At 44.0% G+C, this 19,346-nt stretch carries 17 protein-coding genes and 1 rRNA gene; 15 read left to right on the top strand and 3 right to left on the bottom strand.

Going from position 1 to position 19,346, the window contains the following annotated elements; all coding sequences use genetic code 11:
* Positions 1–133 precede the first annotated feature (133 nt).
* From KO511_RS12900 to glmU, 10 genes are all read left to right on the top strand, one after another.
* Positions 134–529: a F0F1 ATP synthase subunit I gene (locus tag KO511_RS12900; RefSeq protein ID WP_215987823.1), complete on the top strand. Its 396-nt coding sequence runs from the start codon at positions 134–136 to the stop codon at positions 527–529.
* Positions 530–532: 3 nt separating this feature from the next.
* Positions 533–1,345 (top strand): F0F1 ATP synthase subunit A, encoded by an 813-nt coding sequence (atpB, locus tag KO511_RS12895; RefSeq protein WP_125319558.1) that lies wholly within the window; start codon positions 533–535, stop codon positions 1,343–1,345.
* Positions 1,346–1,401: 56 nt separating this feature from the next.
* On the top strand, positions 1,402–1,656 hold the full coding sequence (gene atpE / locus KO511_RS12890; protein ID WP_006957448.1) for a F0F1 ATP synthase subunit C: 255 nt from the start codon (positions 1,402–1,404) through the stop codon (positions 1,654–1,656).
* Between the two features lie 71 nt (positions 1,657–1,727).
* Positions 1,728–2,198, top strand: coding sequence for a F0F1 ATP synthase subunit B (atpF, locus tag KO511_RS12885; protein ID WP_215987822.1), 471 nt, complete (start codon positions 1,728–1,730; stop codon positions 2,196–2,198).
* Positions 2,199–2,212: 14 nt separating this feature from the next.
* A complete protein-coding gene (gene atpH / locus KO511_RS12880) occupies positions 2,213–2,746 on the top strand; it encodes a F0F1 ATP synthase subunit delta (RefSeq protein ID WP_215987821.1) in 534 nt (177 codons plus the stop codon).
* 13 nt (positions 2,747–2,759) lie between these two features.
* Positions 2,760–4,301: a F0F1 ATP synthase subunit alpha gene (gene atpA / locus KO511_RS12875; protein WP_215987820.1), complete on the top strand. Its 1,542-nt coding sequence runs from the start codon at positions 2,760–2,762 to the stop codon at positions 4,299–4,301.
* Positions 4,302–4,344: 43 nt separating this feature from the next.
* Complete coding sequence (gene atpG, locus KO511_RS12870) at positions 4,345–5,211, top strand: F0F1 ATP synthase subunit gamma (RefSeq protein WP_125319554.1); 867 nt, start codon at positions 4,345–4,347, stop codon at positions 5,209–5,211.
* Positions 5,212–5,246: 35 nt separating this feature from the next.
* Positions 5,247–6,650, top strand: a complete 1,404-nt coding sequence (atpD, locus tag KO511_RS12865; protein WP_215987819.1) for a F0F1 ATP synthase subunit beta — start codon at positions 5,247–5,249, stop codon at positions 6,648–6,650.
* 18 nt (positions 6,651–6,668) lie between these two features.
* On the top strand, positions 6,669–7,091 hold the full coding sequence (locus KO511_RS12860; protein ID WP_215987818.1) for a F0F1 ATP synthase subunit epsilon: 423 nt from the start codon (positions 6,669–6,671) through the stop codon (positions 7,089–7,091).
* Positions 7,092–7,240: 149 nt separating this feature from the next.
* Positions 7,241–8,599 (top strand): bifunctional UDP-N-acetylglucosamine diphosphorylase/glucosamine-1-phosphate N-acetyltransferase GlmU, encoded by a 1,359-nt coding sequence (gene glmU / locus KO511_RS12855; protein ID WP_215987817.1) that lies wholly within the window; start codon positions 7,241–7,243, stop codon positions 8,597–8,599.
* Positions 8,600–8,642: 43 nt separating this feature from the next.
* Here the strand turns inward: glmU and punC are convergent, their stop codons facing one another.
* A complete protein-coding gene (gene punC, locus KO511_RS12850) occupies positions 8,643–9,842 on the bottom strand; it encodes a purine nucleoside transporter PunC (RefSeq protein WP_215987816.1) in 1,200 nt (399 codons plus the stop codon).
* 147 nt (positions 9,843–9,989) lie between these two features.
* Here punC and punR point away from each other — a divergent pair, with 147 nt between their 5' ends.
* Positions 9,990–10,898, top strand: a complete 909-nt coding sequence (gene punR / locus KO511_RS12845) for a DNA-binding transcriptional activator PunR (protein WP_215987815.1) — start codon at positions 9,990–9,992, stop codon at positions 10,896–10,898.
* A gap of 48 nt (positions 10,899–10,946) precedes the next feature.
* On the opposite strand, the gene fadA is transcribed toward punR, so the two are convergent.
* On the bottom strand, positions 10,947–12,122 hold the full coding sequence (gene fadA / locus KO511_RS12840) for an acetyl-CoA C-acyltransferase FadA (RefSeq protein ID WP_215987814.1): 1,176 nt from the start codon (positions 12,120–12,122) through the stop codon (positions 10,947–10,949).
* Between the two features lie 12 nt (positions 12,123–12,134).
* Positions 12,135–14,306, bottom strand: a complete 2,172-nt coding sequence (gene fadB, locus KO511_RS12835; RefSeq protein WP_215987813.1) for a fatty acid oxidation complex subunit alpha FadB — start codon at positions 14,304–14,306, stop codon at positions 12,135–12,137.
* A gap of 242 nt (positions 14,307–14,548) precedes the next feature.
* On the opposite strand from fadB, the gene KO511_RS12830 reads away from it, so the two are divergent.
* The 4 genes from KO511_RS12830 to KO511_RS12815 all read left to right on the top strand — a co-directional run bounded on the left by KO511_RS12830 (position 14,549) and on the right by KO511_RS12815 (position 19,323).
* On the top strand, positions 14,549–15,175 hold the full coding sequence (locus KO511_RS12830; RefSeq protein ID WP_215987812.1) for a YigZ family protein: 627 nt from the start codon (positions 14,549–14,551) through the stop codon (positions 15,173–15,175).
* Between the two features lie 42 nt (positions 15,176–15,217).
* Positions 15,218–16,675 carry a TrkH family potassium uptake protein gene (locus tag KO511_RS12825; protein WP_125319546.1) on the top strand — a complete coding sequence of 486 codons (1,458 nt, stop codon included), beginning with the start codon at positions 15,218–15,220 and terminating at the stop codon, positions 16,673–16,675.
* 9 nt (positions 16,676–16,684) lie between these two features.
* A complete protein-coding gene (hemG, locus tag KO511_RS12820; RefSeq protein WP_215987811.1) occupies positions 16,685–17,212 on the top strand; it encodes a menaquinone-dependent protoporphyrinogen IX dehydrogenase in 528 nt (175 codons plus the stop codon).
* A gap of 553 nt (positions 17,213–17,765) precedes the next feature.
* A 16S ribosomal RNA gene (locus tag KO511_RS12815) occupies positions 17,766–19,323 on the top strand.
* Positions 19,324–19,346 lie beyond the last annotated feature (23 nt).

The raw sequence follows: 19,346 nt of genomic DNA, 5'->3' as shown, positions 1-19,346 counted from the left end.
TTGTCGGTTTGTAAACAAAATTGTAACTTTTTGCGGTGTTTTAATTGCATTCAATAAGACTCGCCGTATAATTTTCGCCAATTTCCCAGCATCGAGGTAATAACGCTGTGGATTTTACTCGAGGTACGAATACATGGTAGCGGCGTTAGCTAGACCAGGGCGAGAGCTTGCAAAGCGATTGTTAATGATCCAGCTTGGCGCGGTTACATTAATGGCAGTGGTAATGGCACTAGCTGTAAATGCTAAATGGGGACTTTCTGCACTGATTGGCGGCGGCATTTGTGTTGTGGCTAATGCGGTGTTTGCTTGGTTTGCGTTTAAGTACGGAGGAGCTCGTGCTGCTAAGCGCATTGCGAATTCTTTCTACGCAGGCGAAGCGTTGAAAATCTTCATTACGGTTGCGCTTTTTTCCATTGCCTACATGTATATACAGGTGGAACTTGTTCCCCTTAAGCTAACCTATTTGCTGGCACTAGGTATTAATATCTGTGCGCCAGTGCTATTCATTAACAACAAAAAAATAGGATGAGTTATGGCTGCGCCAGGTGAAGCGCTAACTTCGTCCGGATACATTTCCCACCACCTTACAAACCTTTCTACTTATAAGTTAGGTCTTGTAGCGGAGGAGGCAAGTTTCTGGAACGTACATATCGATAGCCTGTTTTTTTCTTGGTTTACTGGTTTAATTTTCCTTGGAATCTTTTACAAAGTAGCAAAGAGAACAACAGCGGGTGTACCAGGTAAGCTTCAGTGTGCTGTAGAAATGATCGTTGAATTTGTCGCAGAAAACGTCAAAGACACGTTCCATGGACGCAACCCACTGATCGCACCTTTAGCACTGACTATCTTTTGTTGGGTATTTATAATGAACTTGATGGACTTGGTTCCTATCGATTTCTTACCTTACCCAGCAGAGCATTGGCTTGGTATTCCTTATCTTAAGGTTGTACCGTCTGCTGATGTAAATATCACCATGGCTATGGCTCTAGGCGTGTTCGCTCTGATGATTTATTACAGCATCAAGGTGAAAGGTCTAGGTGGATTCGCTAAAGAATTAGCATTACATCCATTTAATCACCCACTAATGATTCCGTTTAACCTACTTATTGAAGTGGTTTCGCTATTAGCAAAACCTTTATCACTTGGTATGCGTCTATTCGGTAATATGTTCGCGGGTGAGGTTGTATTCATTCTTTGTGCGGCTATGCTGCCATGGTATTTACAATGGATGGGTTCACTTCCGTGGGCAATATTCCATGTATTGGTTATTACGATTCAAGCCTTCGTATTTATGATGTTGACAGTTGTTTACCTGTCAATGGCACACGAAGACAGTGATCATTAATTTTTTTAAAGCTTTTATTTGGGCAACTAGCCAACAACTATAAATTGGAGATAGTAATGGAAACTTTACTGAGCTTTTCTGCAATCGCCGTAGGTCTTATCGTCGGTCTTGCTTCTCTTGGTACAGCGATTGGTTTCGCTCTTTTAGGTGGTAAATTCCTTGAAGGTGCAGCGCGTCAACCAGAAATGGCTCCTATGTTACAAGTTAAGATGTTCATCATCGCGGGTCTACTTGATGCGGTTCCAATGATTGGTATCGTAATCGCACTTCTATTCACGTTTGCGAACCCGTTCGTTGGTCAACTAGGTTAATCACTGTTAAGAGTCGACAAGCTTAGCTTGTTATTGATTAACACTTAGTCCGAATAGAAGGGGTAGCTGTTGTGAACATAAATGCAACTCTGCTAGGTCAAGCAATCTCGTTTGCACTATTTGTCTGGTTCTGCATGAAATATGTATGGCCACCGTTAATGCAAGCGATCGAAGAGCGTCAGAAGAAAATAGCTGACGGCCTGCAAGCAGCCGAACGTGCTGCTAAGGACTTGGATCTAGCACAAGCAAACGCTTCTGATCAGTTGAAAGAAGCGAAGCGCACAGCAACTGAGGTCATCGAGCAAGCGAATAAACGCAAAGCTCAAATTCTAGATGAAGCACGTGAAGAAGCTCAGACTGAACGTCAGAAAATTCTATCACAAGCCGAAGCTGAACTTGAAGCTGAACGTAATCGTGCACGCGATGAGCTGCGCAAACAAGTTGCAACTCTGGCTGTAGCTGGTGCTGAGAAAATCATTGAGCGTTCTATTGATAAAGATGCGCACAGAGATATTCTTGACAACATTACTGCAAAACTTTAGATGGAGGGGTGCATATGTCTGATATGACTACTATCGCACGCCCCTATGCTAAAGCAGCATTCGACTTTGCTGTGGAAAAGGGTGCATTGGACCAATGGGGTCAGATGTTATCTTTTGCTGCAGAAGTTGCTAAAAACGAGCAAATACACGAACTCCTAACAGGGTATATGTCAGCAGATAAACTGGCAGAAGTATTTGTAGCTGTTTGTGGTGACCAGGTTGATGTTCATGGCCAAAACCTTTTAAAGGTAATGGCAGAGAATGGTCGTTTGTCGACCCTTCCTGATGTTTGTAAGCAGTTCCTAGCGCTTAAAAAAGAGCGTGAGAAAGAGATTGATGTTGAAGTTATTTCGGCTTCAGAACTTTCACAAGAACAAGCTACAAATATCAGCAGCAAACTTGAGCAGCGTTTAGAACGCAAAGTGAAGCTGAATTGCAGTATAGATGAGGCCCTACTTGGTGGGGTGATTATTCGAGCCGGAGACTTAGTCATCGATGATTCAGCGCGTGGTCGTCTGAATCGCTTAAGCGATGCATTGCAGTCTTAATGGGGATTGGAGCATGCAACTTAATTCCACTGAAATTAGCGATCTAATTAAACAACGTATCGAATCTTTCGATGTTGTTAGTGAAGCTCGCAACGAAGGTACTATCGTATCGGTAAGTGATGGTATCATTCGCATTCACGGTCTAGCAGACGTGATGCAAGGTGAAATGATTGAATTACCGGGTAGCCGTTATGCGCTAGCACTTAACCTTGAGCGTGACTCGGTTGGTGCTGTGGTAATGGGTCCATATGCTGACCTAAAGGAAGGCATGAAAGTTACAGGTACAGGTCGAATTCTCGAAGTACCAGTTGGTCCTGAGTTGCTAGGGCGCGTAGTGAATACACTAGGTGAGCCTATTGATGGTAAAGGTCCAATTGAAGCTAAATTATCTTCGCCTGTAGAAGTGATTGCACCAGGTGTAATCGACCGTCAATCGGTTGATCAACCTGTTCAAACTGGTTACAAGTCTGTTGACTCAATGATCCCAATTGGTCGTGGTCAGCGTGAACTTGTGATTGGTGACCGTCAAACGGGTAAAACTGCTTTAGCGATTGATGCGATCATTAACCAGAAAAATTCTGGTATTTACTCAATTTACGTGGCAATTGGTCAGAAAGCTTCGACTATCGCTAACGTGGTTCGTAAACTAGAAGAACATGGTGCTCTAGCAAACACAATTGTGGTTGTTGCGTCAGCTTCTGAATCTGCAGCGCTGCAATATCTTGCGCCTTACGCAGGTTGTACGATGGGAGAGTATTTCCGTGATCGCGGTGAAGATGCATTGATTGTTTATGATGATCTATCTAAACAAGCTGTTGCTTATCGTCAGATTTCCCTACTACTTAAGCGTCCACCAGGCCGTGAAGCATTCCCAGGTGATGTATTCTACCTTCACTCTCGTCTACTAGAGCGTGCTGCTCGTGTTAACGCGGATTATGTAGAAAAGTTCACTAATGGTGAAGTGAAAGGTAAGACTGGCTCTTTGACTGCCCTACCTATCATTGAAACTCAAGCTGGTGACGTTTCAGCATTCGTACCGACTAACGTAATCTCGATTACAGATGGTCAGATCTTCCTGCAAACTGAGCTATTCAATGCGGGCGTTCGCCCTGCTGTTGACCCTGGTATATCAGTATCTCGTGTAGGTGGTTCAGCTCAGACTAAAATCATCAAGAAACTATCAGGTGGTATACGTACAGCACTTGCTGCATACCGTGAACTTGCAGCTTTTGCTCAGTTTTCTTCTGATCTTGATGATGCTACGAAGAAACAGTTGGATCATGGCCAGAAAGTAACAGAGCTAATGAAGCAAAAGCAGTATGCTCCTATGTCTGTTTTTGACCAAGCGTTAACTATCTTTGCAGCAGAGCGTGGCTATCTTGATGATGTAGAACTGAATAAAGTTCTAGATTTCGAGGCGGCTTTACTATCGTATGCTCGCGGTCAATACGCAGAACTTGCGTCTGAGATCGACAAGACGGGTGCTTACAACAAAGATATCGAAGCTCAGCTTAAGAAGCTGGTCGACGATTTCAAAGCAACCCAAACTTGGTAATAGGTCGGTGGCATTAATTGCCACCAGCTAATGGAGAGTAACGATGGCCGGCGCAAAAGAGATACGTAATAAAATCGGTAGTGTTAAAAGCACGCAGAAAATTACGAAAGCGATGGAAATGGTAGCAGCTTCAAAAATGCGTCGTTCTCAAGACGCTATGGAAGCTTCTCGTCCATATGCTGAAACAATGCGTAAAGTGATCGGTCATGTGGCAAACGCAAATCTAGAGTACCGTCATCCGTACCTAGAGGAGCGTGAGGCGAAACGAGTTGGTTACATCATAGTTTCTACAGACCGAGGCTTGTGTGGTGGTTTGAACATTAACGTGTTCAAGAAAGCCATTACAGATATGAAAGCTTGGAAAGACAAAGGTGCTGAAGTTGAACTGGCCGTCGTTGGTTCAAAAGCAACTGCGTTTTTTAATAACAGTGGCGCTAAAGTTGCTGCACAGGTATCAGGCCTGGGTGATAGCCCAAGTTTGGAAGACCTGATTGGTTCTGTGAGCGTAATGCTGAAGAGATATGATGAAGGTGAACTGGACCGTCTGTATGTAGTGTTCAATAAGTTTGTCAACACTATGGTTCAGCAACCAACGATCGATCAATTGCTACCTTTGCCTAAATCAGATAGCGAAGAGATGCAGCGTGATCATTCATGGGACTACATTTATGAGCCTGAGCCACAGCCTTTACTGGACGCACTATTAGTTCGTTACGTAGAGTCACAGGTGTATCAGGGAGTAATTGAGAACCTTGCTTGTGAGCAAGCGGCTCGAATGGTTGCGATGAAAGCTGCAACTGATAACGCGTCCAATTTGATTGATGATCTAGAACTTGTGTACAACAAAGCCCGTCAGGCTGCGATTACACAAGAACTGTCGGAAATTGTTAGTGGTGCGGCTGCGGTTTAAGCGTAGGTAAAACTAAATAGTTTAGAGGATTAACGATGGCTACAGGTAAGATCGTACAGATCATCGGTGCGGTAGTCGACGTAGAGTTCCCACAGAGTGAAGTACCTAGTGTATATGACGCTCTAAACGTAACGGACTCAAAAGAGCGTTTAGTTCTTGAAGTTCAGCAACAGCTAGGCGGTGGCGTAGTTCGTTGTATCGTAATGGGTAGCTCTGATGGTTTACGTCGTGGAGTGGAAGTTGTCAATACTGGCGCTCCAATTTCAGTACCCGTTGGTACTAAGACCCTAGGTCGTATCATGAACGTTCTAGGTGACGCAATTGACGAGCGTGGTGACATCGGTGCAGAAGAGAAATACTCTATTCACCGTGAAGCGCCAAGCTACGAAGAGCAGTCAAACGAAACATCCCTGCTAGAGACGGGTGTTAAAGTAATCGACTTGATTTGTCCATTCGCTAAGGGTGGTAAAATTGGTCTATTTGGTGGTGCAGGTGTAGGTAAGACCGTTAACATGATGGAGCTTATCAACAACATTGCATTACAGCACTCAGGTCTATCAGTGTTTGCTGGTGTTGGTGAGCGAACTCGTGAAGGTAACGATTTCTACTTTGAGATGCAGGAAGCTGGCGTTGTAAACGTTGAAAATCCTGAAGAGTCAAAAGTTGCGATGGTTTACGGTCAGATGAACGAGCCACCAGGTAACCGTTTACGTGTTGCTTTGACTGGTTTGACAATGGCTGAGCGTTTCCGTGATGAAGGACGTGATGTTCTTCTGTTTGTTGATAACATCTACCGTTACACATTGGCAGGTACTGAAGTGTCAGCACTTCTTGGTCGTATGCCTTCAGCGGTAGGTTATCAGCCTACTCTAGCGGAAGAAATGGGTGTACTTCAAGAGCGTATCACATCAACTAAAGCCGGTTCTATCACGTCTGTACAGGCGGTATATGTTCCTGCGGATGACTTGACTGACCCATCTCCAGCAACAACGTTTGCGCACTTAGATGCAACGGTTGTACTTAACCGTAATATTGCAGCTATGGGTTTATACCCAGCGATCGACCCACTAGATTCGACTTCTCGTCAGCTAGATCCTTTAGTGGTAGGTCAAGAGCATTACGACATTGCGCGTGGTGTTCAATCTACTCTACAGCGTTATAAAGAGCTGAAAGATATCATTGCGATTCTAGGTATGGATGAGCTATCTGAAGGTGATAAGCAAGTTGTATCTCGTGCACGTAAGATAGAGCGTTTCCTTACTCAGCCTTATCACGTAGCGGAAGTATTTACTGGCGACCCAGGTGTTTACGTATCTCTTAAAGAGACTTTACGTGGCTTCAAAGGTCTTCTAGCTGGTGATTACGATGACGTTCCAGAGCAAGCGTTTATGTACTGTGGTGCAATTGACGATGCCATCGAGAATGCGAAGAAGCTATAAGGCTAACTAGGAGGCGATATGGCACCAATAACCTTTCACCTAGACGTAGTCAGCGCTGAAAAGAAATTATTTTCTGGTCGTGTTGAAACGTTTCAGGTGACCGGTAGCGAGGGTGAGCTAGGTATTTTCCATGGCCACACTCCGCTACTGACCGCTATCAAGCCTGGTATGGTGCGTATTGTGAAACAGCACGGCCACGAGGAAATTATTTACGTTTCCGGTGGTATGATAGAAGTGCAGCCTGGTACAGCGACTGTATTGGCAGACACAGCTATCCGTGGTGAGGAGCTAGACGCAGCGAAGGCAGAAGAAGCCAAGCGCCGCGCTGAGGAGAATATTCAGAATCAGCATGGCGATATGGACTTTGCTCAAGCGGCCAGTGAGCTGGCAAAAGCCATTGCTCAGCTACGTGTTATCGAGCTGACAAAGAAACGCCGTTAAGGCAACTTTCGGTGTTTTAAAGTGATAAAGGCGGTCAAATGACCGCCTTTTTTCTATTTTTTAAGGGAAATACTTCCAGAGCAGTTAACTAATTTTTAGTTAAAGTCTAAAATACTTCTCAGTTTAATAACTTCATCTAAAGGTTTTGAATGAAATTTAGCGCGGTGATTCTCGCAGCGGGTAAAGGGACTCGCATGTACTCTAGTAAGCCTAAGGTGTTACATACCTTGGCTGGAAAGCCTATGGTTCAACATGTTGTTGACACATGTAAAAATTTGGGAGCACAAAATGTGCACCTAGTATTTGGTCATGGTGGTGATCAGATGCAGAGAGAACTTTGTGGCGAGCCAGTTAACTGGGTTCTTCAGGCCGAACAGTTGGGTACAGGACATGCGGTTGATCAAGCATCTGCTCAATTTGAAAATGATGAAAAGATTTTAGTTCTCTACGGTGACGTGCCTTTAATATCTGAGGAAACACTAGAAAGTCTACTTGATGCTCAACCTAATGGTGGTATCGCGTTACTAACAGTCGTGTTGGATAACCCAACGGGTTACGGTCGTATTGTTCGTAATAATGGGCCAGTTGTAGCTATTGTTGAGCAAAAAGACGCGACAGAAGAGCAAAAGCTGATTAAAGAGATCAACACTGGTGTTATGGTTGCTACTGGTGGTGATTTGAAACGCTGGCTTTCTGGCCTTAACAATAACAATGCTCAAGGTGAATATTACCTTACTGATATTATTGCAGCTGCCCATAATGAGGGGCGTGCTGTGGAAGCCGTTCATCCTGTAAATGCTATAGAAGTAGAGGGAGTGAATGATAGAGCGCAGCTTGCTCGTTTAGAGCGTGCTTTTCAAGAAATGCAGGCACAAAAGTTACTCGAACAAGGGGTAATGTTACGCGATCCAGCGCGCTTTGATCTTCGTGGAGAGTTACAGTGTGGGGTGGATTGTGAAATCGATACCAATGTCATTATTGAAGGTAAAGTCACACTAGGTGATAAAGTGACAATTGGCACCGGTTGCGTACTTAAGGATTGTGAAATCGATGACAACACTGTTATTCGTCCATACAGTGTGATTGAAGGTGCCACAGTGGCAGAGGATTGTACCGTTGGTCCATTCACACGCCTTCGCCCTGGTGCTGAAATGCGCAATGGCTCTCATGTAGGTAACTTTGTTGAAGTAAAAAACACTCTATTAGGCGAAGGCTCCAAGGCTAATCATCTAACATACCTAGGTGATGCTCAAATTGGTGAGCGAACTAATATTGGTGCTGGTACGATCACCTGTAACTATGATGGCGTTAACAAGTTTAGAACTATCATAGGTAATGATGTCTTTATTGGTTCTGATAGCCAGTTAGTTGCACCAGTGGTAGTGGCTGATGGTGTGACTCTTGGTGCAGGAACTACTTTAACTAAAGATGTTGAGGAAGGTGAGTTGGTCATTACTCGCGTTAAAGAGCGAATGATAAAAAATTGGCAAAGGCCGACTAAAAAATAATATATCGAAAGCGCCGCTATTTAGCGGCGCTTTTTAATGCTACCTATTTTTCAGTCACTATTTGTGTTTCACTAGCATCTATAGTTGCCTCTGGTTGGTTGCGATTCGCCAGCCAATAGCCAATCCATAGCCCACCCATACATATTATGATGGCAACACCTGTTACGGCTTGGGCTTGGCTAGCCATTGCTGCGACTAATGCACTAGCAAGGCTACTGATACATATTTGTAAGCTGTTTTGTAAACCCGCTGCTGTTGCTGGGCTTTGTTTGGCACTTGCTAGCGCTCTGTTGACAACAATGGGGTAAAGAGCACCATTTGCGACAGCTATTAGGCAGAATGGAGCCAAAATGGGCCAGATAGAAGAAAGGTGAAATTGTGAGGCTATCAAAATAACAATCGCAGCAAGGCTGAATAACCCGATAATCTGGCGAAGGATGTATTCATCACCATGTTTAGAAACGCATTTTTTACCTAGGTATCCACCAGCCATAAAAGCAATGGTTTGAGGTATAAAGCTTAGGCCTATATCCTTAGCATCATAACCTAATTGAGCCATTATTTCTGGCATGCCAGTTAGGTAAGCAAAGAATGCTGCCGATGCTGTGGCAAACATCGCCACATTACCCAAATAGGTTTTAGATGTGATTAAGGCTTTTATATCAGCTTTAATAGAAGATTTTTTGGTTTTCTCTTTTGGGCTCCCCTGCGCCATAGTTGCAGCGATCAATACCAATCCAACAATAGTTAAAGTAATAAATATACTACGCCATCCCCAGAGATCAGAGAGTGCTACGCCCAATTGAGGTGCTAATGCAGGGGAAAGTGCCACTAGGGGCATAATAGTGGCAAAAATCTGTTGGCTTTTATTTGCATGACGTTTAATGACCATAGCTTGCCAGATAACTGCTGGGGCACAAACACCGATAGCTTGAATGAAGCGCAGAGTCAGAAGTTGCCATACTTGATCGCTAAATGTTAAACCCAAAGAGGCAAGTGTAAATAGGCTCAAGCCAGCAGCTAGAGTGTTTCGATAACCAAATTTATCAGATGCGAGTCCCCAAGATAGTTGTCCGATAGCCATTCCGATAAGAAAGACGGTGAGAGATAGTGCTATTTGTTCTGGTCCAGTTGCAAAATCATGTTGCATCGCTTTAAAAGCAGGAAGATACATGTCGGTGGCGACAAATCCCAGCATGGATAGACAGGCTAAATAGAAAAATTGCAGTTTAGATATATTCATTTGAATTCCATTCAAAATAATTCATGGATTACTTTCGTTATTTATCAGTGTTAATGTAGGCTTTTATATTTTACCCATGATGTTTTTAGCTTTTAAGCGCTATTTTTTATGGTTATCAATCAAAAAAATTGAAGGGAAATGGTAGGTATGTTTTCTCAAGCATCTTTAGAGCTGGTGGATACGGTTGCTCGGCTTGGAAGTTTTACTTCTGCTGCGCAAGTATTACATAAGGTACCCTCTGCAATCAGTTATGGTGTTCGTCAGATTGAGCAGGACCTAGATGTTGTTTTGTTTCGGCGTCTCCCCAGAAAGGTGGAGTTGACTGTTGCTGGAGAGGTGTTTGTCGAGCAAGCCAGAGCCATGTTACGACAGATGGAAGAGGTTAAGTCTCAAACTAAGCGTGCGGCGCATGGCTGGCAAAAAACATTGAAATTGACTCTTGATAATGTTGTAAAGCTCGAATGCTTAAAGCCCTTGGTTGAAGATTTTTACCAAACTTTTCCATATGCAGAGCTACAAATTAATATGGAAGTATTTAATGGTTCTTGGGAAGCAATATCACAAGAAAGAGCGGACATTGTTATTGGCGCGACCTCGGCTATTCCGGTTGGGGGTGACTTTGAAGTGAAGGATATGGGAGGTCTGGATTGGACATTTGTAGTTGCCCCACACCACCCATGTGCACAGTATCAGGTTCTGACAGAAGAGTTTGTCAGCCAATTTCCAGCCATTTGTTTGGATGATACATCTAATGTGTTGCCTAAACGTCATTCTGGCCATTACCCATACCAGCGTCGATTACTGTTGCCAAATTGGCATACGGCAACAGAGTGCTTAAAAAATGGCGTAGGTGTTGGCTACATGCCAAGTCATATTGCTGTGCCTTTAGTTCACCAGGGTGCTTTGTTAGAAAAGTTATTGCCAGATGATAATCCAGTTAGTCGATGCTGCTTGGTATGGCGTAAAGATGCCAATCATAAACTGATTCAATGGATGGTAGATTATTTAGGTGATGGTGAGAAATTGCACAAGGATTGGCTTAAATATGATGAATAATATGTGGATATGAATAAGGCCAGTTTAACCTGGCCTTATATGTTAAGGTTACGGGCGTTCGAACACGGTAGCAATACCTTGACCTAAGCCAATACACATAGTCGCTAGACCATATTTAGCGTTCTTATCTTCCATAAGGTTGATCAGAGTGGTTGAAATGCGAGAACCTGAGCAACCTAATGGATGGCCAAGAGCGATTGCACCACCATTGAGGTTTACCTTCTCTTCCATTACCTCGAGTAGACCTAAGTCTTTTGCACATGGCAGAGATTGTGCTGCAAAGGCTTCATTTAGCTCGACTATGTCCATATCTTTGATAGATAAGCCTGCACGTTTTAGTGCTTTTTGAGTGGCGGGTACTGGGCCGTAACCCATAATCGACGGATCGCAACCGGCAATAGCCATGCCTTTGATGCGTGCTCGAATTTTTAGACCCAGTTGTTTTGCTTTATCTTCACTCATAATTAGCATGGCTGATGCACCATCAGAAAGAGCGGATGAGCTACCTGCGGTGACAGTGCCATTCGCTGGGTCAAAGGCTGGCCTAAGTTGAGAAAGTCCTTCAATCGATGTTTCAGGTCGAATTACCTCATCATGCTCAAGTGTGAAGAGCGTACCATCTTGTGAGTGCCCCTCTGTCGGTAATATTTCGTTTTTAAAGCGTCCCTCAATGGTCGCAGCGTGGGCACGTGCATGGGATCGGGCTGCAAACTCATCTTGTTGCTCGCGAGTAATACCATGAATTTTACCCAACATTTCGGCTGTTAGGCCCATCATGCCGGCAGCTTTGGCAACGTTTTTTGACATACCAGGGTGGAAGTCTACGCCATGATTCATGGGAACGTGTCCCATATGCTCAACTCCTCCTATCAAGCAAATATCAGCATCGCCTGTCATTATAGCTCGAGTTGCATCGTGTAATGCTTGCATCGATGAACCACACAAGCGGTTTACTGTGACGGCACCAATTTCAATTGGCAACCCAGCCAGTAGTGCGGCATTACGTGCTACATTGAAGCCTTGTTCTAAAGTTTGCTGAACACAACCCCAATATATATCTTCAATTTCCTTAGCATCGACCTGTGGATTACGTGCCAGTATACCTTTCATTAAATGAGCTGATAGGTCTTCAGCGCGAGTATGACGGAAGGCTCCACCTTTAGAGCGCCCCATAGGTGTACGTAAACAATCTACGACGACAACGCTTTTAGTTTGATGTGTCATTTGGGTATCTCCTTAGATAGAACCTTGCTGCTGATTGCCATAGAAGGTTTCACCATTGGCGGCCATGTCGATTAGTAGTTGTGGTACTTGGTACATGGCTCCTAAATCTGAGTGTTGTTTTGCCATCGCTACGAATTCTGCGATACCAATACTGTCAAGGTAGCGGAATATGCCACCACGAAATGGAGGAAAACCTAGCCCATATACTAGAGCCATATCCCCTTCCTGAGGAGAAGCTATGATTTTTTCTTGTAGGCATAATGCCACTTCATTGATCATCGGAATCATCATACGTTGGATGATTGTTTGGTCATCGAAGTCTTGTTTTTTAGAGCAAACATCAGAGAGGATAGGTAACACATCTTCGTTAAAGGTTTTTTTCGGTTTTCCGCGCTTGTCGATATTGTAACTGTAGAAGCCATGACCATTTTTCTGGCCATATTTTTTGGCGTCAAATAGAGCGTCAATGGCGTCACGTTCAGCTTTACCCATTCGCTCCGGAAAGCCCTGCGCCATAACGGCCTGTGCATGGTGAGCGGTATCAATACCAACCACATCTAGCAGGTAAGCAGGTCCCATTGGCCAGCCAAATTTACGTTCCATGACTTTATCAATTTTAGAAAAATCTGCACCATCACGTAGTAGCATGCTGAAACCACCAAAATAGGGGAATAACACGCGGTTGACGAAAAATCCCGGGCAGTCATTGACGACGATCGGTGATTTGCCCATTTTTGCTGCGTATGCCACAACACGATTGATGGTTTCATCTGATGTCTTCTCACCACGGATTATTTCAACCAATGGCATTTTGTGTACTGGATTGAAGAAGTGCATACCACAGAAGTTTTCAGGGCGTTGAAGTGATTTTGCTAACTGATTAATTGGTATCGTCGAGGTATTAGAAGCAATGACTGTATCTGTATTCACTTGCTGTTCGACTTCGCTAAGAACCGCTGCTTTGACCTTTGGGTTCTCGACAACGGCTTCGACAATTACATCTGAATCGTCGATACCAGCATAATGTAAGCTAGGAGTTATGGATGCCAAAATGTCAGCCATCTTAAATCCATCAATGCGGCCGTGAGATAGGCGTTTGTTGAGTAACTTAGATGCTTCTTTCATACCGAGATCAAGCGATGCTTGTTCAATGTCTTTCATTAAAACAGGCACACCTTTCAAGGCCGATTGGTAGGCGATGCCACCACCCATAATGCCAGCACCTAAAACAGTAGCGCGCTGAGTGCCTTTGTTTGCTGCCTTTGCGGCGTCTTTGGCGACTCCCTTAATATACTGATCGTTAAGGAATAGTCCAACGAGAGATTTCGCTTCTTCTGACTTAGCAAGTTGTACAAAATACTTACGTTCAATATCTAGCGCTTCATTTCTAGCGCTCTGTACACCTTCTTCGATCGCTATAACCGCCTTCATTGGTGCCGGGTAGTGTGGACCTGCTTTTTGAGCGACTAAGCCTTTCGCCATAGTAAAGCTCATCATGGCTTCTAGTTTGCTTAAAGTCAGTGCTGATGTTTTTTGGTTGCGCCGTTGTTGCCAGTCAACTTTTTCGTTGATTGCTTGTGATAATGTAGCTAATGCGGACTCGCGTAAAGATTCACTTTCGACAATCGCATCGAGCAACCCGATCTTCAGCGCTTCATCAGCGCGGCATGCTTTACCTTGAGTGATGATTTCCATTGCACTGTCAGCGCCGATAAGGCGGGGGAGTCGAACACAACCTCCAAAGCCAGGCATTATGCCTAGTTTAGTTTCAGGTAATCCAATACTAGTCGTTTTGTCACCAATTCTTATATCGGTAGCAAGTACACACTCACAACCACCACCAAGAGCATGCCCTTTCAAAACAGACAGTGTTGGGACAGGTAAATCTTCTAATTTGTTGAAAACGCTGTTAGCAAACTGAAGCCATTTATCCAACTCTGTCTCTGGTTTAGAAAACAGTCCGAGAAACTCAGTAATATCAGCACCAACAATGAAGGCATCTTTATCCGATGTGAGTAGTAAACCCTTTAGCCCATGATGGCTTTTTAGAGCTTCAAGCGCTTTATCTAGCGATTCGAGTGTTGCAAGGTCGAGTTTGTTAACGGATTTCGGCGAGCAAAAAATGAGCTCAGCGATACCATCATGTAATTCCTTCACCTGTAGGGTTTCGGCTTGGTAAATCATTATCTATCTCCATGACATACAATCTTGGGATTGCGCGTATGTCGGTCTTAAGCCGACATTGAGAAATGTCGTTATATTTTATTCTGGTTTGACCAGTTATTTCAGTTTGGCCTCAGAAGAAATGAAATTCAATACATTTTTTAAACAAGTGTTTAACATTGTGCGCTGAGACTGATCTTTTAGGCGCTCTTATTTGTCTCACGTGATAGACTCAACAAATAGAAAAATTTGGTCATAGTGCAATGAATGACAAGCCATTTCTTATACCTAAAGAGTTGATTTTTTATCAAGAGGAAATCAAAAAAAGCCTATTCATCACTCAACTGAAACATACTCCATCTAACGCTGAAGCTAAGGCATTCATCGACCAGGTTAAAATCCAACATGCAGCGGCTAGACACCATTGTTGGGGGGTTGTTGTTGGTCGCCCTGAAGATTCAATGAAGTGGGGATTCAGTGATGATGGAGAACCATCGGGGACGGCAGGTAAACCAATTTTAGCTCAACTGGCTGGCTCTGGAGTCGGTGAAATGACAGCTGTGGTCACTAGGTATTCAGGAGGAATAAAGCTGGGTACGGGAGGTCTTGTTAGGGCCTATGGTGGCGGAGTGCAAAAGGCGCTCAAGTTGCTTCAAACAATTGAGAAAAAAATAACCACAAAACTACTACTAGAGTTAGACTATGGTTTTGTTGCTATTGTCCAAAGCTTACTCTGCCAATTTGAGGCACAAGAAGTTGAAGCTGACTATAGTCAACAAGTTAAAATGGTTGTGGACATTGAGCTGCGCTATGTCAATGATTTCACTCGGAGTGTAATAAATAAGAGTGGTGCCAGAATTTTGGTAACCCCACTAGATGGCAAACAATGATAATCAGGAAGTCGGAAGCTTTGCTTCGGTAATCATCAATTCATGCAATTTCGTTCAATTATCCGAATTGTCGGGCTTTTGCTCGCTCTTTTTAGTGTATCCATGTTGGCTCCAGCCCTTGTCGCTTTAATTTATCGTGACGGTGCTGGTGTTTCCTTTGTGACAACTTTCTTTTTTCTATTTATTTGTGGAGCCATATGCTGGTGGCCAAATCGGCGACATAAACATGAGCTTAAGGCACGAGACGGCTTTTTGATCGTAGTGCTATTCTGGACAGTTATCGGTAGTGCCGGTTCGATTCCTTTCTTGTTGTCCGATAACCCAAGTGTGTCGGTAACGGATGCTTTCTTTGAGTCTTTTTCTGCCTTAACAACTACTGGAGCGACAGTTATTGTTGGCCTTGATGATTTACCAAAAGCTATTTTGTTTTATCGCCAGTTTTTGCAATGGTTTGGTGGGATGGGGATCATTGTTTTGGCTGTTGCGATTCTGCCTGTGCTGGGAATTGGTGGTATGCAGCTTTATCGTGCTGAGATACCAGGGCCAGTGAAAGATAGTAAAATGACTCCACGGATAGCAGAGACGGCTAAAGCGTTATGGTATATATACCTAAGTCTGACAATTGCTTGTGCATTAGCTTTTTGGTTGGCAGGTATGACACCCTTTGATGCTATTGGGCATAGTTTTTCCACCATAGCAATTGGAGGTTTTTCAACTCATGATACGAGTATTGGCTATTTTGATAGTTATGCCATTAATATAATCACAGTAGTATTTTTGCTTATTTCTGCTTGTAATTACTCGCTGCATTTTGCAGCATTTGCCTCTGGCGGTGTACACCCCAAATACTATTGGAAAGATCCAGAGTTTAGAGCTTTTATCTTAATTCAAATACTCCTTTTTACCGTTTGTTTCCTGATTTTATTAAATCATCACTCCTATAGCTCTTTCTACGATGCGTTTGATCAAGCTTTATTTCAAACCGTTTCTATCTCCACAACAGCAGGCTTTACAACAACGGGTTTTGCTGACTGGCCGCTGTTTTTACCAGTGTTACTTCTATTCTCTTCATTTATAGGCGGTTGTGCGGGTTCTACTGGTGGAGGAATGAAGGTCATTCGTGTACTACTACTGACACTACAGGGAGCGCGTGAATTAAAACGTCTTGTTCACCCGAGGGCTGTCTATACCATCAAGGTGGGTGGCTCAGCTCTTTCACAACGGGTTGTAGATGCAGTGTGGGGGTTTTTTTCAGCTTACGCTCTTGTTTTTGTGGTTTGTATGCTGGGTCTAATTGCTGCAGGTATGGATGAACTTAGCGCTTTCTCTGCTGTTGCCGCTACCTTAAATAACCTTGGGCCAGGCTTGGGAGAAGTGGCTTTGCATTTTGGTGATATCAATGAAAAGGCTAAGTGGGTGTTGATTGTCTCAATGCTGTTTGGGCGATTAGAGATCTTCACTTTATTGATTTTATTGACGCCTACTTTTTGGCGTAGCTAAGGAGGCCTTGTGCTAAAAGCTTTGTTTCTGTATTCGTCCCGTGAAGGCCAGACGAAAAAAATACTCACCTATATCGAGAACAATTTATCGCACATGGACGTTGAAACCTTAGATTTGCATGTTGTAAAAAATATCGACTTTTCACTTTATGACAAAGTATTGATTGGTGCTTCCATCCGCTATGGTCACTTGAATAAGAAGTTGTACCAATTTATTAAGCAGAATAAAGCTCAACTAGATAGCTTAAAAGTAGGTTTTTTTTGCGTAAATCTAACCGCGAGAAAAGAAAGTCAAGGTAAAGATACAGTCGAAGGTAGTGTCTATATACAAAAGTTCCTGGCCAAGTCTCCTTGGCAGCCTAAATTGATCGGAGTATTTGCAGGTGCACTTTATTACCCTCGCTATAATTGGTTCGATAAGGTGATGATTAAGCTGATTATGAGCATGACCGGAGGCGAGACCAATACTGATAAAGAGGTTGAGTACACCAATTGGGGAAAAGTCTCTTTATTTGCTAAAAAGTTTAGTGATTTATAGAGAATAGATGCAAATTTGGCCGCTTGGGCTTAAATTTTAATCGAAAAGCAAAAAAATAAAAAAAATGTTCAAAATCGCTTGTCATTGTAAATGTTATCTCTATAATGCCCCTCGCTGTCTAGGAAAGGCTTCGGAAAGATACATCGAAGTGAAAAGTTACTTAGATAGCGAGACTTAATGGTCAAGCAGAAATGCTGAAAAATAAGTTGAAAAAAGTGTTTGACACTCAGCTTTATATGACTAAAATGGTCGTCTGTTCTGAGTTAAGTCCAGAACAATGCTCTTTAACAATATAAACCTATCAATCTGTGTGGGCACTCGTTGATGATAATCCAAAAATGATTCTATTGAATCACTTTAGGTATCAATGAACTGAGTGACCAATACAAATAACGACTTTCTCTTGTAGAAAGGCATTATTTGGCACAGTCAATTCATTATCGTTCTGTTCCTATTAATTTAAGAAGAGAACGATAATAGCTTTAGAATGACATGTTCATTTTCGAATGAATATTAGTTTTGAAGTCAGTATTCATTGAGCCGAGAAAACTTTAAATTGAAGAGTTTGATCATGGCTCAGATTGAACGCTGGCGGCAGGCCTAACACATGCAAGTCGAGCGGAAACGAGAAGTAGCTTGCTACTTCGGCGTCGAGCGGCGGACGGGTGAGTAATGCCTGGGAAATTGCCTTGATGTGGGGGATAACCATTGGAAACGATGGCTAATACCGCATAATGCTTTTGTTTGTAATGAACGGGAGCCAAAGAGGGGGACCTTCGGGCCTCTCGCGTCAAGATATGCCCAGGTGGGATTAGCTAGTTGGTGAGGTAAGGGCTCACCAAGGCGACGATCCCTAGCTGGTCTGAGAGGATGATCAGCCACACTGGAACTGAGACACGGTCCAGACTCCTACGGGAGGCAGCAGTGGGGAATATTGCACAATGGGCGCAAGCCTGATGCAGCCATGCCGCGTGTATGAAGAAGGCCTTCGGGTTGTAAAGTACTTTCAGCAGTGAGGAAGGTGGATGTGTTAATAGCGCATTCATTTGACGTTAGCTGCAGAAGAAGCACCGGCTAACTCCGTGCCAGCAGCCGCGGTAATACGGAGGGTGCGAGCGTTAATCGGAATTACTGGGCGTAAAGCGCATGCAGGTGGATGATTAAGTCAGATGTGAAAGCCCGGGGCTCAACCTCGGAATAGCATTTGAAACTGGTCATCTAGAGTACTGTAGAGGGGGGTAGAATTTCAGGTGTAGCGGTGAAATGCGTAGAGATCTGAAGGAATACCAGTGGCGAAGGCGGCCCCCTGGACAGATACTGACACTCAGATGCGAAAGCGTGGGGAGCAAACAGGATTAGATACCCTGGTAGTCCACGCCGTAAACGATGTCTACTTGGAGGTTGTGGCCTTGAGCCGTGGCTTTCGGAGCTAACGCGTTAAGTAGACCGCCTGGGGAGTACGGTCGCAAGATTAAAACTCAAATGAATTGACGGGGGCCCGCACAAGCGGTGGAGCATGTGGTTTAATTCGATGCAACGCGAAGAACCTTACCTACTCTTGACATCCAGAGAAGCCAGTGGAGACACAGGTGTGCCTTCGGGAGCTCTGAGACAGGTGCTGCATGGCTGTCGTCAGCTCGTGTTGTGAAATGTTGGGTTAAGTCCCGCAACGAGCGCAACCCTTATCCTTGTTTGCCAGCGAGTAATGTCGGGAACTCCAGGGAGACTGCCGGTGATAAACCGGAGGAAGGTGGGGACGACGTCAAGTCATCATGGCCCTTACGAGTAGGGCTACACACGTGCTACAATGGCGCATACAGAGGGCGGCCAACTTGCAAAAGTGAGCGAATCCCAAAAAGTGCGTCGTAGTCCGGATTGGAGTCTGCAACTCGACTCCATGAAGTCGGAATCGCTAGTAATCGTGGATCAGAATGCCACGGTGAATACGTTCCCGGGCCTTGTACACACCGCCCGTCACACCATGGGAGTGGGCTGCAAAAGAAGTAGGTAGTTTAACCTTCGGGAGAACGCTTACCACTTTGTGGTTCATGACTGGGGTGAAGTCGTAACAAGGTAGCGCTAGGGGAACCTGGCGCTGGATCACCTCCTTATACGATGATTATTTTTGATGAGT

This window comes from Vibrio hepatarius (assembly GCF_018860525.1).
GTDB classification, from domain to species: domain Bacteria; phylum Pseudomonadota; class Gammaproteobacteria; order Enterobacterales; family Vibrionaceae; genus Vibrio; species Vibrio hepatarius_B.
Note: the sequence above shows the minus strand (reverse complement) of the source record. Positions and strands in the feature narration are given on the sequence as shown.